This is a genomic window from Streptomyces sp. NPDC002776 (assembly GCF_053592195.1).
In genome coordinates this window covers 58,870-73,837 of sequence record NZ_JBSFVG010000003.1, presented here as the reverse complement: position 1 = coordinate 73,837, position 14,968 = coordinate 58,870, and the positions used below count along the sequence as shown (strand labels likewise).

The following is a 14,968-nucleotide window of genomic DNA, read 5'->3' as shown; positions in this document are numbered from 1 at the left end:
CCGCGACCCCGCCCTCGCCCCGGGCGCCCGCCCCCGCTGCCCCCGCCGCCCCCGCCTCACGAAACCCGGCGTCGCCCCGCCGTCGTCCACACCGCCAGCACCGCCACGATCACCGTCCCGCCCCCGATGCCGCTCACCGCGAGGATCGTCATCAAGGCGTCGTCGTCTCCCGCGCTCCCGCCCCCGGAAGGCACCCCGCCCAGCTCCCCCGCGCCCCCGGGCGGCGCGAACACCCCCTGCGGCAGGAACCGGCCGTCATAGGCCGGCCCGCTCCGCGCCGGGCCCTCCACACGCACCCGCAGCGTCAGGGCGAACGGCCCGTCCCCGAACCGCTCGGCCACCTGTGCGCTCAGATGCACCACGAGGTAGTAGGAGCCCCCGAACCGCATTCCCCTGATCCGGTCGCTGTTCCCGTACCGGTTCTCGTACACCGCCGGCGGCAGCGGATCCAGCGAGGCGGAACGCCGGCTGCCGTTGTAGTTGAGGCTCGCGTCGTCCAGCGGCGCCCGCACCGGGTTGTGGACCGACAGCTCCAGCGCCCCCACGACCACCCGGGAGCCCTCCCCCGAAGCGGCCAGCTCGGCGGTGGCGTACAGCCGCTCCCCCCAGTCGACCGGCACCTTGTAGAACACGGTCCGCCCGGGCGGCAGGTCCGAGCGCCACACGCCCTGCCCGAGCGGGACGGCGGAGGCGAACCCCGCGCCCCCGTCCCGTCGTACCGCCTCGTCCGTCAGGGGCGCGGGTGTGCCGGAGTCCCAGGAGCCGGGGGCACTGGTCGGTGCGGCCCGGTCCAGCGGGGGCTCCGAGAAGGTGGCGAGTTCCAGGTCCCAGGCGACGTCGCCGGGGGCCGGCGTACCCACCCGCTCCACGACCACGTAGTAGGGGCCCGCCTCCGCGCACCGCCCGCGGTCCCCGGACCGTTCCCGCATCGCCACGGCCGTGAGCGGACGCGCGCTGCTGCCGCCGCCGAAGGTCTCCGTCTCGAAGGAGCAGGAGCCGCCGTCGGCGTCCTGCACCGACACCCGGATCCCGTCGGAGGCGGAGACGGCCGCGTCGGCCGGCGGGACCGCGGTGGCGGAGACGTACGCGGTGGAGGTGCCGTCCAGGTCGAGGCGGTAGTAGACGTCGGTGCTCACCGGCAGCGAGCTGCGGTACGCCCGTCCGGGTTCCAGCCGGGCGGCGTCCGCCGTGCTGCCGACGCCCGGGACGGTGGTGGCGTCGGGGGAGAAGCCATAAGGGGTCGGCGCGGGGGCCGCAACCGCGGAGGGCAGCAGGGCACCGGTCCCGGTCGCGCACAGCACCGCCGTCACCACGGCCACGCGGCACACCGCACGCCACCACGCCGTAGGCCGCCCCATCACGCGCCACCCCTTGTCGTCGCCGGACCGGGAACGTGCCCCATCCTGCCCACCCGGGCCGCGAGCCATCCGCGGAAAACACAAAACCCCGACCGCAACCACGGCCGGGGTCTGTTCTCAGCTCAGCTTGTCGGAATTCTCACGAACCCGCGGGCACGGAGTCGGTCGCCTCCGTCCACAGGTCCTGCTCGGCGCGATCCGCCTGGATCTGGCGGTACACAAGGAGCCCGCCGATGGCGGCCAGTGTGACCAGGAGAAGCTTCTTCACCGCGCGACCTCGTCCTTCGTTGACGTAGGGGACCTCTGGCGCCCGACTATACACACCGACCGATATCGATCGGTGACCTGTGCGAGCCCGCCAACTCACCGCGCCTGGACCGCAGTAGCAGCGGCGGTCGGCACTCCGATCCGAGGGTGATCGCCCCCTCACGCACGGTGATTTTGGGCTCCCTTCTCCGCGTTTCCGGCCACTTGCACCCATCCGAGTGGTGTTCATCTGAACATCGACGCGCCACGGGCGTAGGTCCACCACTTCGCGGCCCCCATACACATCATGAGGAAAGTACGCAAATCGCCCAACCTGAAAGTGAGGGGCCATGGCCCGGAACAAGGTCATGAAGCTGTGGACCGCCATCGTCACCGCCTTCCTCGCGCTGTGCACGGCGCTCGGACTCGTCACCACGACCGCCGCCGCGGCCGTACCCCCCATCGAGTCGGCCCGCACCAGCGGCAGCGACAGCACCGCGCAGGCCCCGGTGCCGGCGATGTCCCTCTGGACCTGGTCCTACGCCAGGTCACTGCCCCCCACGATGAAGCAGCGCATCCGCGCCGAGGCGCACGGCAAGACACCGAGCTGCCGCCACCACGGGCCCGCGGACACGGAAGCGGATCCGGCCGCGCTCGACTGCGACTCCACCGATGCCGAGGCGGAGACCGAGGCGGAGGCCGAGGCGCCCGCCGGAGCGACCACCGGCACCAGGGACATCCCCCTCCAGCGCTGACCGCGCACCGCCCGCGCACCTGATCCTTCTCCCCCATCCGTCCTGGCGAACTTGCGTACAGCTCCGCCCTGTTCCGAGGCCCGGCCACGCGAAGACGCGGCCGGGCCTCGTCGTAGCCTGGCCCCATGTCTCGCACACCCGCGGTGCGCCGGCGGGTCGTCATCGTCACCGCTGTGCACGGCCCCTCCGCCCGCTTCCTGCCGGAGGCGTACGCCTCGTTATGCGCGCAGGAGCTGCCCGACGGCTGGGATTGGCACTGGCTCGTGCAGGAGGACGGGACGAGCGACACCGTCGCCCCCCATGTCCCCGACGACCCCCGTGTCACCTTCCGCCAGGGCCGGTCCGGCGGCCCCGGAGTGGCCCGTACCATCGCGCTCGCGCACGCCGACGGCCCCTATGTGAAGGTGCTGGACGCCGACGACCGGCTCACCCCGGGAGCGCTCGCCCGCGATCTCGCGGTCCTGGAGCGCGACGCGGGGATCGGGTGGGTGACCTCACGGGTGCTGGATCTGCTGCCCGACGGTTCCACCGCCGCCTTCCCCCACGACCCCGACGACGGCCCGGTCGAGCGTGGCGCGGTGCTGGACTTCTGGCGGGCCAACGACTTCCGCGCCCAGGTCCACCCGGCCTCCCTCTGCGTACGCCGCGAGCTGCTGCTCGCCCTCGGCGGCTGGATGGCGCTGCCCGCGTCCGAGGACACCGGGCTGCTGCTCGCCCTGAACGCCGTGAGCCGCGGCTGGTTCTCGGCCGAGACCGGGCTGCTGTACCGGAAGTGGGAGGGGCAGGCCACGGGCCAGGCATCGCACGTCGATCCGGCGGAGCGGGCGGCGCGGATGGCGGTGGCGGAGGCACGCGCGCGTGCGCTCGCCGCCAGCCGGTGGAGCTACGACTCGCCGATCACGATCGCCTGGGACGGGCACAGTTCCGCCGCCTCCCGCACCTCCGGCTCGCCCCCGCTGTCCTCACGCCCGGCCCTGACGGCCCCGAAGCCGTCCCGCACGGTGAAGACGGACGGCACGCGGTAGACGCACTCGCCGGATCCGTAACACAACTCGGGGTCCACGGAGACCTTCGTCATCTGCACTCCCGTCTCTCCCCGGGTGACTGCCCCCGCCGGAGGGCCGTCAATCAGCGGTCGAAGGGCAGATCGAGCATCCGGATGGCGTTGCCGCGCAGCAGCTTGTACGTCACCTCGTCCGACAGGCCCGCCATGTGCTCGGCCGCGACCTGCTTGGTGTGCGGCCAGGTCGAGTCGACGTGCGGATAGTCCGTCTCGAAGGTGGCGTTGTCCACCCCGACCGTCTCGATGGCCTCGATGCCGTGCCGGTCCCGGAAGAAGCAGCAGAAGATCTGCCGGTAGTAGTACGTCGACGGGGGCTCCGGGATCAGGTCCTTCACCCCGCCCCAGGCCCGGTGCTCCTCCCAGACGTCGTCCGCGCGCTCCAGGGCGTACGGGATCCAGCCCATCTGCCCCTCGCTGTAGGCGAGTTTCAGCCGCGGGAACTTCACCAGGACCCCGGAGAAGAGGAAGTCCATCATCGAGGCCATGGCGTTGTTGAAGCTCAGCGAGGCCTGCACGGCGGGCGGCGCGTCCGGGGAGGCGGCCGGCATCTGGGAGGAGGACCCGATGTGCATGTTCACCACCGTGCCGGTCTCCTCGCAGGCCGCGAAGAAGGGGTCCCAGTAACCGGTGTGGATCGAGGGCAGTCCGAGATAGGTGGGAATCTCGCTGAAGGTCACCGCCCGGACCCCGCGAGCGGCGTTGCGGTGGATCTCCGCGACCGCCAGGTCGATGTCCCACAGCGGGATCAGGCAGAGCGGGATGAGCCGGCCGCCGCTGTCGCCGCACCACTCCTCGACCATCCAGTCGTTGTAGGCGCGCACACAGGCGAGTCCGACCTCCTTGTCCTTGGCCTCCGCGAAGGTCTGGCCGCAGAAGCGGGGGAAGGTGGGGAAGCAGAGCGAGGCCTCGACATGGTTCATCTCCATGTCCGCCACACGGGCCTTGGGATCCCAGCAGCCCCGCCGCATCTGCTCGCGGGTGATCCCGTCAAGCGTCATCTCGTCCCGGGAGAACCCGACGGCCGCGATGATCCGCTTGTACGGGAAGAACTCGCCCTCGTACTCCCACCAGTCGGTGATCTGGCCGTCCGGGTCGGTGGTGAACCGGTACTTTCCGCCCACGTACTCCAGCTCACCGATGCCGGCGGTGAAGGGTTTGGGGCCTTTGTCCCGGTACTTGGCCGGAAGCCAGGTCTCGAAGAGGTGCGCGGGCTCGATCACGTGATCGTCCACGCTGATGACCTTGGGCAGTTCCCTGGTGCCGTTCACGACCTCGACCACGCCGGCTCCCTCCCGCCTCACATCTGACGGTTCGTCAGAAATGAAGGTAAGCCCACGGGGTGAAAGCGGCAAGCATCAGGGGCAGGCGAGGGGAGCGGATGCCGCGTCGTTCGGCACCGGTCCCTCCCCTCGCGGGGACCGGTGCCAAACGACGCGCTGGTGTCGGTCCCCGCCGGAGCGGGACCGAGGACTCGGGAGGTCTCGGGGTGCGCGGACGGGAAATCGTTCTTCCGTCACTGCGGCAAAGGCAGCGGAGGCCGGCAGCCTCTCCGGACGACGCGCGGTTGACTGGCTACGCGGTGTGATCCTGCCAGTTGGGACCCTTCCCGAGGAGGTTCCGGTTTTCCGCTCAGGGCTTTGGCCCAGGTCAGCCGTATAAAGTGAGTTTTCCGGTCCGGACGTCCAGGTGCGGGGAAAGTAAGGGGTGGAGGCCTTGAGTTCCGACTCAGGGGCACGCACAGCCTTCGCGGAACGCCTTGCGCTGCTGTACCGGGAGGCCGGGAACCCGCCCCTCAAGCGGGTGTCCGAGGCGGTCGTCCAGCTCCAGCGGGTGGATGAACGAGGGCGTCCGGTACGGGTTTCCGCGCAGCGCATCAGCGACTGGCGGCGCGCGAAGAACGTACCGGCACAGTTCGCCGCCCTGGCCGCCGTACTCCAGGTGCTGATCCCGCAGGCGCGGCGGGCCCGTCCGGCGCCGGTCTCCCCCGGGCTGTACGACCTGCCGCAGTGGCAGGTGCTGTGGGAGCGGGCGGTGGCCGACCCCGTCTCCGAGGAAGCGGCCGAGGAGCCGCCCCCCGCGGTGAGCGTCTGCCCCTACCGGGGCCTTGCCTCCTACCGCCAGGAGGACGCCCGGTGGTTCTTCGGCCGGGAGCGCAGTACCGCGGCCCTGGTCGAGCAGCTCCGGTCGGCGGAGCGCGGCGGCGGGCTGCTGATGCTGGTCGGCGCCTCGGGCGCGGGGAAGTCCTCGTTGCTCAACGCCGGTCTGGTGCCCGCCGTACAGGACGAACGGGACGTGCTGCAGCTCGTCCCCGGCGCCGATCCCCTGGCCGAGCTGACCCGGCGGATCCCCGAACTGGCCGCGGTGGGCGGGCGGGAGAGCCCGGGGTTCGGGGACGCGGCGCGGGACGCCGTCGCGGCGTGGGCCGGGCGGACGCCCGGGGCCCGGCCGGTCGTCATCGTCGACCAGTTCGAGGAGGCGTTCACCCTCTGCGCCGACGAGACCGACCGCCGCACCTTCATCCAGTTACTGCACGCCGTCGCCTCACCCGCCGCCGACGGCGCCCCGGCCCCCGCACTCGTCGTCCTCGGCATACGCGCCGACTTCTACGAGCAGTGCCTCGGCTACCCCGAACTCGCCGACGCCCTCCAGCACCGGCACATGGTGCTCGGCCCGCTGACCAGCGCCGAGCTGCGCGATGCGGTGACCGGACCGGCCAAGGCCGTCGGCCTGGAACTCGAACCCGGCCTCGCCGAACTGATCGTCCGCGAGGTCAGCGCGGACGGCCCGCGCGGCGCCCATGACGCCGGGGTGCTCCCGCTGCTCTCGCACGCCCTGCTGGCCACCTGGCAGCGCCGCAAGTCCGGGCGGCTGACCCTGGCCGGCTATCGCGCCGCCGGCGGAATCCAGGGCGCCGTCGCGGCGACCGCTGAGCGGGCCTGGTCCGGCCTCGACCCGGCGGCCCGTACGGCGGCCCGGCTGCTGCTGCTGCGGCTGGTCCGGCTCGGCGAGGACACCCAGGCCACCCGCAGGCGCGGCACCCGGCGGCAGCTGGCGGCGGAGTCGGCCGACCCCGACAAGACGGAGGAGTCGCTCGAAGCGCTGGTCCAGGCCCGGCTGGTGACCCTCGACGCGGAGACCGTGGAGATCACCCACGAGGCGCTGCTGCACGCCTGGCCGAGGCTGCGCGAGTGGATCGACGAGGACCGCGGCGGCAACCTCCTGCGCCAGCGCCTGGAGGAGGACGGCCGCTCCTGGGAGGACTCCCACCGCGACTCCTCCCTGCTCTACCGGGGCTCCCGGCTGGAGCAGGCGCACAGCTGGGCGAGGTCGGCGGGGGACACCTTCCTGACCCGCAGCGCGGTGGAGTTCCTGGCGGCCTCGGTACGGCTGCGCCGGCGCACCCTGTGGGTCCGGCGCGGTGCGGTGGCGACGCTGGTGGTGCTGGCGCTGGTGGCCGTGGGCTCCGCGGTGGTGGCGTGGCAGCAGCGCAACGACGCCGTGTTCGAGCAGGTGGTGGCCGAGGCGGACCGCGTGCAGTACACCGACCCGTCGCTGTCGGCCCAGCTCGACGTGGTGGCGCACCGGCTGCGCCCGGACGACGAGGGCACCAACAACCGGCTGGTGTCCATCGTGAACGCCCCGCTGGCCACCCCGCTCCTCGGCCACACCGGCGCCGTCTACCTCACCTCCTTCAGCCCCGACGGCAAGCTCCTGGCCACCGCCAGCTACGACCGCACGGTCCGGCTCTGGGACGTCGGCGACCCGCGGCGCCCCAAACCCCTGGGCAAGCCGCTCGTCGGCCACACCAGCTGGGTGAGCAGCGCGGTCTTCAGCCCGGACGGCCGCACCCTCGCCAGCGCGGCGGACGACGGCACGATCCGGCTGTGGGACGTACGGGATCCCCGCCGCCCCAAGCCGCTGCGCACCCCCCTGACCGGCCACCGGGGCACGATCTACCTGCTCGCGTTCAGCCCCGACGGCCGCACCCTGGCCTCCGCCGGCGAGGACCGCACGGTCCGCCTGTGGGACGTGGCGGGCCCGGACCGCCCGAAGACCGTCAGCACCCTCACCGGCGCCCGCGCCGCCGTGCGCTCGGTGGCGTTCAGCCCGGACGGCGACACGCTCGCCGCGGGCGGCGACGACGACACGATCCGGCTGTGGAACACCGCCGACCCGCGCCGCCCGAAGCCGTACGGCACCCCGCTGACCGGTCACACGGACCTGGTGCACTCCGTCGCGTTCAGCCCCGACGGCCAGACCCTGGCCAGCGGCGCCGCCGACGACGCCGTACGCCTGTGGGACGTGACGGACCCCGGCCGCGCCACCGCGCTGGGCCCGCCCCTGACCGGCCACACCGGGCCCATCTGGTCGGTGGCCTTCAGCCCCGACGGCTCCACGCTCGCCGCGGCCAGCGCGGACAGCACCGCCACCCTGTGGAACGTCAGCGATCCGGCCTACCCCGCCCAGGTCGGCGAGCCGCTCGCGGGCAGCAGCGGGGAGATGTACGCGCTGGGCTTCAGCCCGGACGGCAGGACCCTGGCCACCGGAAGCGGCGACAGCAAGGTGCGGCTGTGGTCGATCCCGGCCTCCGACATGTTCGGCCGCAGCGGCGCCTTCCGCCCCGACGGACGGGTCCTCGCCACGGCCGCCCGCGACGGCAGCGTCCGGCTGTGGAACGTACGGAACCCGGACCGCCCGGCGACCCTGAACAAGCCGTTCATGCCCGACGACGGCGGCCAGCGCTCCCTGCTGTTCTCACCCGACGGCCGCACCCTCGCGGTGCTGACGGGCGCCCGCGCGGTCTTCCTGTGGGACGTCTCCGACCCCACCCGCCCGGTCTCCCACGGCCCGCCCCTGACCCTGCGCACCCGCTTCATGGGCCCCGACGCCCTGGCGTTCAGCCCCGACGGCCGCACCCTCGCCACGGCCTACGACGACCGCACCCTGCGGCTGTGGAACATCTCCGACCCGCGCCGGCCGACGCCCTACGGCTCCCCGCTCACCGGCCACCGCGGTTACGTCAACACCCTCGCCTTCTCCGCCGACGGCCGCACCCTCGCCAGCGGCAGCGCGGACGGCACGATCCGGCTGTGGAACACCGCCGACCCCCGGCACACCACCCCGGTCGGCTCCCCGCTCACCGCCCACGAGGGCCCCGTCAACGTCCTCGCCCACAGCCCCGACGGCCGCACCCTGGCCAGCGGCAGCGACGACGACACGGTCCGCCTGTGGGACGTCACCGACCCGGCCGGGACGCGCGAGCCCGCGGCCACGCTGACCGGTCACACGGAGGCGGTCGTCTCCCTGACGTTCAGCCAGGACGGCCGCACCCTCGCCAGCGGCGGCAACGACAACACGGTCCGCCTGTGGAAGGCCGCCACCCCCTCCGAGGCGGCCCCCATCGGCGAGTCGATGAGCCCCAACGCCAAGACCGGCAACTTCCTGTCCTTCAGCCCCCGCAGCAACATGCTCGGCGTATCCAGCGGCACCGACACGGTCCGCCTGTGGAACCTCGACGTCGACCGGGCGGTGAACCGCATCTGCGCCACCACCCGCGGCGTCCTGACGGAGGAGAAATGGGACGAATACCTCCCCCGGCTCTCCTACGACCCCCCGTGCGACCCGTGACGACCACGTGATCCCGCTCACAACCCCCACCCGGTCCCGAACGGCCGCCTCCCGCCGCTCCACCAGCCTTGTTACTGTGGTTCACAGCCCGATCGCTGGTGCATCCCCCGTCGCCAGCGATCGGGTCTTTTCACGCCACGTCAGCGCCCCCGCACAGAAGAAAACCCCCGGTCCTGCTGGACCGGGGGTTTCTCGAACTGTGGGGCTAACAGGATTTGAACCTGTGGCCTCATCCTTATCAGGGATGCGCTCTAACCAACTGAGCTATAGCCCCGCCGCGCTCTGCGGTGTGTGTCCCGCGCGCTGACTCCTGAAGATTAGCGCACGACGTGCGCAGTCCCAAAATCGGTTGTCGGGGAGGCGTCAGGAGAGGTCGGAGCGGTGTTCACTCGTCCTCGGCCAGCGTCAGCTCCACGCCGCCGACGAAGCCGGCGGAGAGGTTGTAGATGAAGGCGCCGAGGGTGGCGAGGGCCGTGGCGAGGACGACATCGATGACCGCGATGATCGACGTGAACATCAGGACGTTCGGCAGCGACAGGAACGACTGGAGGTCGAAGCCGTTGGACTCGTTCGAGCCCGTCGCCTCCGAGATGGTGCCGCCGACCGTCGAGAAGACGCCCATCGCGTCCATGACCATCCACAGCACCGCCGCCGCGACGATGGTGCAGATGCCGAGGGCGATGGAGAGCAGGAAGCTGACCTTCATCACCGACCACGGGTCCGCCTTGGCCACCCGCAGACGTGCCTTGCGGGTGCGCGGCACGGTCCTGGCACCCGTGCGGGGCCTGCGGACCGCGTTCGCCGGGGCGGCGGCCGCCGGGTAGGCCTGCGGCGGGTGGTAGGGCCCGGAGGAAGGCTGGGGCTGCCGCTCGCCGGGCAGCGGCGACGGCGCCGGCGCGGGCTGCGCCGACTGCTGTTGAGCCGCCGGGGCCTGGCCGGCCGCGTACTGCTGGGCCTGCGGGCCTCGGGTGTCCGTCACAGTTCCCCCCTGGGATCCATGCGTATCGGGCGAGGGCGAGTCCGTGGTCTGCGCGGCGGAGCCACGGCCGCCGCCGTCCGTCTCCGTACCCGTAGAGGTACCGGCCGATCCGGCGCCCGTGGCTCCGCTCACGTGACTCACTCCTCGTGCTACTCGGCCGAGGGCGCCTCACCCTCGTCCGTGCCGGCGGCCTGGGCCGTCTCGGCGGTCTCGTCCACGGCGTCCACGCCGTCGACTTCCTCCGCCTCGCGCCCCGCCTCGGCGTTACGTGCGATACCGACCACGGCATCGCGCTTGCCCAGGTTGATCAGTTGGACGCCCATGGTGTCACGGCCCGTCTCCCTGACCTCGTTGACTCGCGTACGAATCACACCGCCGCCCAGCGTGATGGCGAGGATCTCGTCGGTCTCCTCGACCACCAGCGCGCCGACGAGCGATCCGCGGTCCTCGACGATCTTGGCGGCCTTGATGCCGAGACCGCCACGTCCCTGGACGCGGTACTCGTCGACGGGGGTGCGCTTCGCGTACCCACCGTCGGTTGCAGTGAACACGAACGTACCGGGTCGAACAACATTCATCGAGAGCAGCTCGTCGCCCTCGCGGAAACTCATGCCCTTGACACCCGAGGTGGCACGGCCCATCGGGCGCAGCGCATCGTCCGTTGCGGTGAACCTGATCGACTGCGCCTTCCTGCTGATCAGCAGCAGATCGTCCTCGGACGAAACGAGCTCGGCTCCGATCAGTTCGTCGTCGGAACCGTCCTGCTGCTCCCGGAGATTGATCGCGATGACGCCTCCGGAGCGCGGCGAATCGTAATCCTTCAGAGAGGTCTTCTTCACCAGACCGGCCTTCGTGGCGAGCACCAGGTACGGCGCCGCGTCGTAGTCCCGGATGGCGAGGATCTCGGCGATCGCCTCGTCCGGCTGGAAGGCCAGCAGGTTCGCCACGTGCTGGCCGCGCGCGTCCCGGCCGGCGTCCGGCAGCTCGTAGGCCTTGGCGCGGTAGACGCGGCCCTTGTTGGTGAAGAACAGCAGCCAGTGGTGCGTGGTCGAGACGAAGAAGTGGTCGACGATGTCGTCTTCCTTCAGCTTCGCGCCGCGCACACCCTTGCCGCCGCGCTTCTGCGAGCGGTAGTCGTCCGTCTTGGTCCGCTTGACGTAACCGCCGCGCGTGATGGTGACGACGATGTCCTCTTCGGCGATGAGGTCTTCCATCGACATGTCGCCGTCGTAGGGCACCAGCGTGGTCTTGCGGTCGTCGCCGTACTTCTCGACGATCGCGGCGAGTTCCTCGCTGACGATGCCGCGCTGGCGGACCGGCGAGGCCAGGATCGCGTTGTACTCGGTGATCTTCGCCTGGAGCTCGTCGTGCTCCTGGACGATCTTCTGGCGCTCCAGGGCGGCCAGTCGGCGCAGCTGCATCTCGAGGATGGCATTGGCCTGGATCTCGTCGATCTCCAGGAGCTCCATCAGGCCCGTGCGCGCCACGTCGACCGTGTCACTGCGCCGGATCAGCGCGATGACCTCGTCGATGGCGTCCAGGGCCTTGAGCAGACCGCGCAGGATGTGCGCCCGCTCCTCGGCCTTGCGCAGCCGGAACTTCGTACGGCGGACGATGACCTCGATCTGGTGCGTCACCCAGTGGCGAATGAACGCGTCCAGGGAGAGGGTGCGCGGGACGCCGTCGACGAGCGCCAGCATGTTGGCGCTGAAGTTCGACTGAAGGTCGGTGTGCTTGTAGAGGTTGTTCAGCACCACCTTGGCGACCGCGTCCCGCTTCAGCACGATGACCAGGCGCTGACCGGTGCGCGAGGAGGTCTCGTCGCGGACGTCCGCGATGCCGCCGATCTTGCCGTCCTTCACCAGGTCGGCGATCTTCTGCGCGAGGTTGTCGGGGTTGGTCTGATAGGGGAGCTCGGTGACCACCAGGCACTGGCGGTTCTGGATCTCCTCGACCTCGACGACCGCCCGCATGGTGATCGAGCCACGGCCCGTGCGGTACGCCTCCTCGATGCCCTTGCGGCCGACCACCAGGGCGCCGGTCGGGAAGTCGGGGCCCTTGATGCGCTCCATGAGGGCGTCCAGGAGCTCCTCGTGAGAGGCCTCCGGGTTCTCCAGGTACCACTGGGCGCCGGCCGCGACCTCGCGCAGGTTGTGCGGCGGGATGTTGGTCGCCATGCCGACCGCGATACCGGCCGAGCCGTTGATCAGCAGGTTCGGGAAGCGGGCGGGCAGGACGGTCGGCTCCTGGGAGCGGCCGTCGTAGTTGTCCGTGAAGTCGACGGTCTCCTCGTCGATGTCGCGGACCATCTCCATCGACAGCGGCGCCATCTTGCACTCGGTGTAGCGCATGGCCGCCGCCGGGTCGTTGCCCGGCGAGCCGAAGTTGCCGTTGGAGTCCACCAGCGGCATCCGCATCGACCACGGCTGGGCGAGGCGCACCAGGGCGTCGTAGATCGAGGAGTCGCCGTGCGGGTGGTAGTTGCCCATGACGTCGCCGACCACGCGCGCGCACTTGTAGAAGCCGCGCTCGGGCCGGTAGCCGCCGTCGTACATGGCGTACAGGACGCGGCGGTGGACGGGCTTGAGGCCGTCCCGGACGTCCGGCAGCGCGCGGGACACGATGACGGACATCGCGTAGTCCAGGTACGAACGCTGCATCTCCGTCTCGAGCCCGACGGGCTCGACACGCTGGGCGATGATGCCGCCCTCTTCAGAGGTGACGGGGGTGTTCTCGTCGGCCATTGCTGGTGAAGATCCTTCCTGGTGCGGTCAGCTGAGACCGACTCAGATGTCGAGGAACCGGACGTCCTTGGCGTTGCGCTGGATGAAGGCGCGGCGCGCTTCGACGTCCTCGCCCATGAGGACCGAGAACAGGTCGTCGGCCTGGGCGGCGTCGTCGAGGGTGACCTGGCCGAGGACGCGGTGCTCCTGGTCCATCGTCGTGATGCGCAGCTCCTCGGCGTTCATCTCGCCGAGACCCTTGAAGCGCTGGATGGAGTCCTCGCGCACGCGCTTGCCGCGCTGGCGGCCCATCTCGATCAGCGCGTCACGCTCGCGGTCCGAGTAGGCGTACTCCACGTCGTCCCGGCCCCACTTGATCTTGTACAGCGGGGGACGGGAGAGGTACACGTGCCCAGCCTCGACCAGCGGCCGCATGAAGCGGAACAGGAAGGTCAGCAGCAGGGTGCTGATGTGCTGCCCGTCGACGTCGGCGTCCGCCATCAGGATGATCTTGTGATAGCGGAGCTTCTCGATGTCGAAGTCCTCGTGCACACCCGTACCGAAGGCGGAGATCAGCGCCTGGATCTCCTGGTTCTGCAGGATCTTGTCGATCCGCGCCTTCTCGACGTTGAGGATCTTGCCCCGGATCGGGAGGATCGCCTGGTACTGCGGGTTGCGGCCGGACTTGGCCGAGCCGCCGGCGGAGTCACCCTCGACGATGAAGATCTCGCACTTGGTGGGGTCGTTCGACTGGCAGTCCGAGAGCTTGCCCGGCAGCGACGCCGACTCCAGCAGGCCCTTGCGGCGGGTCAGGTCGCGCGCCTTGCGGGCCGCCACGCGCGCGGTGGCCGCCTGGATGCCCTTGCGGATGATGTCCGCGGCTTCCACCGGGTTGCGGTCCAGCCAGTCGTTGAGGTGCTCGTAGACCGCCTTCTGGACGAAGGTCTTGGCCTCGGTGTTGCCCAGCTTGGTCTTGGTCTGGCCCTCGAACTGCGGCTCGCTCAGCTTCACCGAGATGATCGCGGTGAGACCCTCGCGGATGTCGTCGCCGGTGAGGTTGTCGTCCTTCTCCCGGAGCAGCTTCTTGTCGCGCGCGTACTTGTTGATCAGGTTGGTCAGCGCCGCGCGGAAGCCCTCTTCGTGGGTGCCGCCCTCGTGCGTGTGGATGATGTTGGCGAAGGAGTACACGCCCTCGCTGTAACCGCTGTTCCACTGCATGGCGATCTCGAGGGAGAGGGCCTTGTCCTTGTCCTCCGCCTCGAGGTCGATCACCGAGGGGTGCACCACGTCTCCCTTGCGGGAGTTGAGGTACTTCACGAAGTCGACGATGCCGCCCTCGTAGTGGTACGTGACCGTCTTGACCTCGGCGGTCTCGTCCGCGCCGGCCTCGTCCGCCCCGGAGGTGGCCTTCGCCGAGTCGCGCTCATCAGTGAGTTTGATCGTCAAACCCTTGTTGAGGAACGCCATCTCCTGGAAGCGCCGCGAGAGCGTCTCGAAGGAGTAGTCCGTGGTCTCGAAGATGTCGCTGTCGGCCCAGAAGGTGACCGAGGTGCCGGTCTCCTCGGTGGCCTCGTGCTTGACGAGCGGCGCCGTGGGGACGCCCATCTTGTAGTCCTGCGTCCAGCGGTGGCCGTCGGTGCGGACCACGACGGCGACCTTCGACGACAGCGCGTTCACCACGGAGACGCCCACGCCGTGCAGACCACCGGAGACCGCGTAGCCGCCGCCGCCGAACTTGCCGCCCGCGTGCAGCACGGTCAGCACGACCTCGAGGGCCGGCTTGCCCTCGGAGGCGACGATGCCCACCGGGATGCCACGGCCGTTGTCCACGACCCGCACGCCGCCGTCGGGGAGGATCGTCACCTCGATGGTGTCCGCGTGACCGGCCAGCGCCTCGTCGACGGAGTTGTCGACCACCTCGTACACGAGGTGGTGCAGGCCGCGCTCGCCGGTCGAGCCGATGTACATACCGGGTCGCTTGCGGACCGCGTCCAGACCCTCGAGGACGGTGATGGCACTCGCGTCGTACGCCGTGGCATGGGCCTCGGGTACGCCTGCCACGGCGTCGGTGGACGGGATGTTCTCGTTGGGGTTGCCGGAATCGGCCACGAAGCGCCCTTTCTGGCACAGCACTAGCCAGGCTCGTCGGCAGGTTGCCGGAGCGGCTGCGGCATGTTGCGTTGGTAAGCCTTGATCAGCGTTGCTCAGCGTTTCCC

At 70.7% G+C, this 14,968-nt stretch carries 9 protein-coding genes, 1 tRNA gene and 1 pseudogene; 3 read left to right on the top strand and 8 right to left on the bottom strand.

Annotation, left to right across the window (positions count from 1 at the left end):
- Positions 1-56 precede the first annotated feature (56 nt).
- Together ACWD11_RS07905 and ACWD11_RS07900 are read right to left on the bottom strand one after the other, a co-directional pair.
- On the bottom strand, positions 57-1,319 hold the full coding sequence (locus ACWD11_RS07905; RefSeq protein ID WP_389416626.1) for a hypothetical protein: 1,263 nt from the start codon (positions 1,317-1,319) through the stop codon (positions 57-59).
- A gap of 178 nt (positions 1,320-1,497) precedes the next feature.
- On the bottom strand, positions 1,498-1,626 hold the full coding sequence (locus ACWD11_RS07900) for a DLW-39 family protein (protein WP_389416625.1): 129 nt from the start codon (positions 1,624-1,626) through the stop codon (positions 1,498-1,500).
- A 328-nt stretch (positions 1,627-1,954) separates the two neighbouring features.
- On the opposite strand from ACWD11_RS07900, the gene ACWD11_RS07895 reads away from it, so the two are divergent.
- The gene (locus tag ACWD11_RS07895; RefSeq protein WP_389416624.1) at positions 1,955-2,359 is read left to right on the top strand and encodes a DUF6344 domain-containing protein; all 405 of its coding nucleotides are present in this window, start codon (positions 1,955-1,957) and stop codon (positions 2,357-2,359) included.
- 143 nt (positions 2,360-2,502) lie between these two features.
- Positions 2,503-3,246: pseudogene (locus tag ACWD11_RS07890) on the top strand (glycosyltransferase family 2 protein); the annotation flags it as partial.
- Here the strand turns inward: ACWD11_RS07890 and ACWD11_RS07885 are convergent.
- Together ACWD11_RS07885 and ACWD11_RS07880 are read right to left on the bottom strand one after the other, a co-directional pair.
- On the bottom strand, positions 3,243-3,437 hold the full coding sequence (locus tag ACWD11_RS07885; protein ID WP_389416623.1) for a ferredoxin: 195 nt from the start codon (positions 3,435-3,437) through the stop codon (positions 3,243-3,245). The pseudogene ACWD11_RS07890 and the gene ACWD11_RS07885 overlap by 4 nt on opposite strands.
- 50 nt (positions 3,438-3,487) lie before the next feature.
- Positions 3,488-4,702, bottom strand: coding sequence for an amidohydrolase family protein (locus ACWD11_RS07880; RefSeq protein WP_451281929.1), 1,215 nt, complete (start codon positions 4,700-4,702; stop codon positions 3,488-3,490).
- 424 nt (positions 4,703-5,126) lie between these two features.
- Here ACWD11_RS07880 and ACWD11_RS07875 point away from each other — a divergent pair, with 424 nt between their 5' ends.
- Entirely contained in the window at positions 5,127-9,050 is a 3,924-nt protein-coding gene (locus ACWD11_RS07875) for an nSTAND1 domain-containing NTPase (protein ID WP_451281927.1), read from the top strand.
- 200 nt (positions 9,051-9,250) lie between these two features.
- Here ACWD11_RS07875 and ACWD11_RS07870 read toward each other — a convergent pair.
- The 4 genes from ACWD11_RS07870 to gyrB form a co-directional block, all read right to left on the bottom strand.
- Positions 9,251-9,324 (bottom strand) — tRNA-Ile (locus ACWD11_RS07870).
- Positions 9,325-9,435: 111 nt separating this feature from the next.
- A complete protein-coding gene (locus ACWD11_RS07865) occupies positions 9,436-10,161 on the bottom strand; it encodes a DUF3566 domain-containing protein (RefSeq protein ID WP_389416620.1) in 726 nt (241 codons plus the stop codon).
- Between the two features lie 17 nt (positions 10,162-10,178).
- Positions 10,179-12,773: a DNA gyrase subunit A gene (gene gyrA, locus ACWD11_RS07860; RefSeq protein WP_389416619.1), complete on the bottom strand. Its 2,595-nt coding sequence runs from the start codon at positions 12,771-12,773 to the stop codon at positions 10,179-10,181.
- Between the two features lie 42 nt (positions 12,774-12,815).
- Positions 12,816-14,885: a DNA topoisomerase (ATP-hydrolyzing) subunit B gene (gene gyrB, locus ACWD11_RS07855; RefSeq protein ID WP_451281925.1), complete on the bottom strand. Its 2,070-nt coding sequence runs from the start codon at positions 14,883-14,885 to the stop codon at positions 12,816-12,818.
- Positions 14,886-14,968: the final 83 nt, after the last annotated feature.